A 2,749-nucleotide genomic window follows, 5' to 3' on the forward strand; every position below is an offset into this window, starting at 1 on the left:
GGGTAAGCGGATTAAATGGTTGATCTTACCTTTGCATGAGAGTGAGACAGACTAGCATCTCATCGGATTATCTGGTTGATGCTTCACCTACTGCTGGTGCATGTTTCCTTCGCTAATTCCAGCAAGAACCCCACACGCCTCAACTTCCCGGTCATCGTTGCAACTCGCTCTCAGTGAAACGAGTTGTTTCTCAAGCGCTTGCAGAGCGGTTATCTGCGACCGCACATGAGAGATGTGATCATCGAGCAAGGCGTTGACGGCGGTACAAGGCTGATGAGGGTCGTCCTGATAGCTCTGTAGTTCGTGAATCTCAGCCAGTGACAGGCCCAGGATTCTGCAGCGACGGATGAAGGCCAGCCCCTCACCATGCTTCTCGGTATAGACACGGTAACCGTTGTCCTGCCGATCAGGCGGCGGCAATAAGCCCTGCTGTTCATAGAAGCGGATCGTCTGTGTTTCGACCCCTACCAACTGCGCCAACTGACCAATGCGCATCAGCCTCCTCCCCAACGGATTCTTTACTCTATTGACCTTATAGTAGCTTTATAGTTTAAAATGGTACCACAACATTGTTCAAGTGGAGTCATATTATGAGCAAATCCTGTGGTGGCGCCTGTGGCGGTGATGCAACGTCCGCAGCGGATACCGATATACAGGCCTCCTCCGAGGCGACAGGGAGATGGGTCAGTGTTTATGCAGTGCCGAAGATGGACTGTCCATCAGAAGAACGAATGATTCGCCTAGCCCTGAACGGCTTTGAGGAGATTCGGGCGCTGTCCTTCGACTTGTCGAACCGCCGGCTGAAGGTCGTGCATGACGGCGAGATCGAGCCCGTCACCTCGAAACTGAAGACCTTGGGGCTAGGCGCCTCGCTTCAGGAAACCGTCGCTGCAAATCCAGAGACCATCAAGGCCGCCGAGTTTTCGGCAGCTTCTGCTAAGCAAGAATCCTGGACCCTGCGCTGGTTGCTCGGCATCAATGCACTTCTGTTCGTAGTGGAAATGACTGCCGGTCTGATCGCCCAGTCCACCGGCCTGATTGGAGAATCCCTGGACAATTTTTCCGATGCGGCGGTGTACGGGCTTGCCCTTTATGCGGTTGGACATAGCGTGAAAATGCAGGTACGTGCCGCGCATCTTGCTGGTGTACTGCAACTGATCTTGGCTGTGGGCGTGCTCGTAGAGGTGGTGAGACGCTTTGTATTCGGTAGTGAGCCTGAATCTCTGGTGATGATGGCTATCGCATTCGTCGCATTGATTGCCAATACCAGTTGTCTGCTGCTCATATCCAAACATCGGGAAGGCGGGGCGCACATGAAGGCAAGCTTGATATTCTCGGCCAACGACGTGGTGATCAACCTGGGGGGCATCACCGCCGGCGCCCTGGTCGCGTGGACCGGTTCCAATTATCCAGATCTGATTATCGGCACCATCACGGGGGTGATTGTACTTAACGGTGCCAGACGCATTTTGGCGTTGAAGGGTTAAATAATGCTCATTATTGGCAAAAAGCTCTCGCCGTATGCCCTATTGTCCATATCGGGCCTGCTGGCAGCGTCTGATCAGGCTGTAAAGTGGCTGGTGCAGCAATCAATGGCCTATGGCGAGTATGTTTCGGTGACCCCGTTCTTTAACTGGGTGCACCTATGGAACACCGGTGCCGCATTCAGTCTTTTTGCGAATGGTGGAGGCTGGCAGCGCTACTTTTTTATCGGAATCGCGGTAGTGGTCTCGATTTTTCTGATCAAGCTGATCCTTGAAAATCGTCATAAAGGAGAAGCCATCGCTTACAGTCTTATCCTCGGTGGCGCCATGGGCAACCTGATTGACCGGGTCTTTCGCGGCTATGTTGTGGATTCCTTTGATTTCTATTGGCGAGACTGGCATTGGCCGGCCTTCAACCTGGCTGATATTGCAATTGTCCTCGGTGCCTTACTTTTCGTTTCCAGCAGCTTGTTGGGTAAAAAAGCAAACACCAATGCCGAGTCGGATGGATCTGACTGACACCTACGCCTATACAACACCATGACCGAACTTCCCGACAACATCCTTCACCTGCCGCAATACCAAGTACTGGGCTGCAAATCAACCGACGACGAAATGCACTTCCAGGTGGACGTGCCCGATCCCATCGCCTGCGAGGAATGCGGCGTGCAGGGTGAGTTCGTACGGTTCGGCAAGCGTGACGTTCCCTATCGTGATCTGCCCATCCACGGCAAGCGGGTCACTCTCTGGGTGGTCCGCCGCCGATACACCTGCCGGGCCTGCAAGACAACATTCAGGCCCCAGCTACCGGAGATGGTGGACGGATTCCGTATGACACTGCGGCTGCATGAGTACGTGGAGAAGGAATCCTTCAACCACCCCTACACCTTTGTGGCGGCACAGACCGGCCTGGACGAGAAGACGGTGCGCGACATCTTCAACGCCCGCGCCGAGTTCTTGGGGCGCTGGCACCGCTTCGAGACGCCCCGCATCCTGGGCATTGACGAGCTATACCTGAACAAGCGCTACCGCTGCATTCTGACCAACATTGAGGAGCGAACCCTGCTCGACCTGCTGGCCACCCGCCGCCAGGACGTGGTGACCAACTACCTGATGAAGCTGAAAGACCGGCAGAAGGTCGAGATCGTCAGCATGGACATGTGGAACCCCTACCGGGCAGCGGTCAAGGCTGTACTGCCCCAGGCCCGTATCGTGGTCGATAAGTTCCATGTGGTGCGCATGGCCAACGATGCCCTAGAGAGAGT

At 54.9% G+C, this 2,749-nt stretch carries 3 protein-coding genes and 1 pseudogene; 3 read left to right on the plus strand and 1 reads right to left on the minus strand.

What is annotated here, in order from left to right:
* Positions 1 to 87: 87 nt before the first annotated feature.
* On the minus strand, positions 88 to 495 hold the full coding sequence (cadR, locus tag ACTHSW_RS10745) for a Cd(II)/Pb(II)-responsive transcriptional regulator (RefSeq protein WP_004364961.1): 408 nt from the start codon (positions 493 to 495) through the stop codon (positions 88 to 90).
* A 95-nt stretch (positions 496 to 590) separates the two neighbouring features.
* On the opposite strand from cadR, the gene ACTHSW_RS10750 reads away from it, so the two are divergent.
* The 3 genes and pseudogenes from ACTHSW_RS10750 to ACTHSW_RS10760 form a co-directional block, all read left to right on the plus strand.
* Positions 591 to 1,487, plus strand: a complete 897-nt coding sequence (locus tag ACTHSW_RS10750) for a cation transporter (RefSeq protein ID WP_070588402.1) — start codon at positions 591 to 593, stop codon at positions 1,485 to 1,487.
* 3 nt (positions 1,488 to 1,490) lie between these two features.
* A complete protein-coding gene (gene lspA, locus ACTHSW_RS10755; protein ID WP_003821921.1) occupies positions 1,491 to 2,003 on the plus strand; it encodes a signal peptidase II in 513 nt (170 codons plus the stop codon).
* 21 nt (positions 2,004 to 2,024) lie between these two features.
* Positions 2,025 to 2,749 (plus strand): annotated as a pseudogene (locus ACTHSW_RS10760) (ISL3-like element ISPpu12 family transposase); the annotation flags it as partial.

Source organism: Neisseria sp. P0008.S004 (assembly GCF_051962755.1).
GTDB classification, from domain to species: Bacteria; Pseudomonadota; Gammaproteobacteria; order Burkholderiales; family Neisseriaceae; genus Neisseria; species Neisseria subflava_A.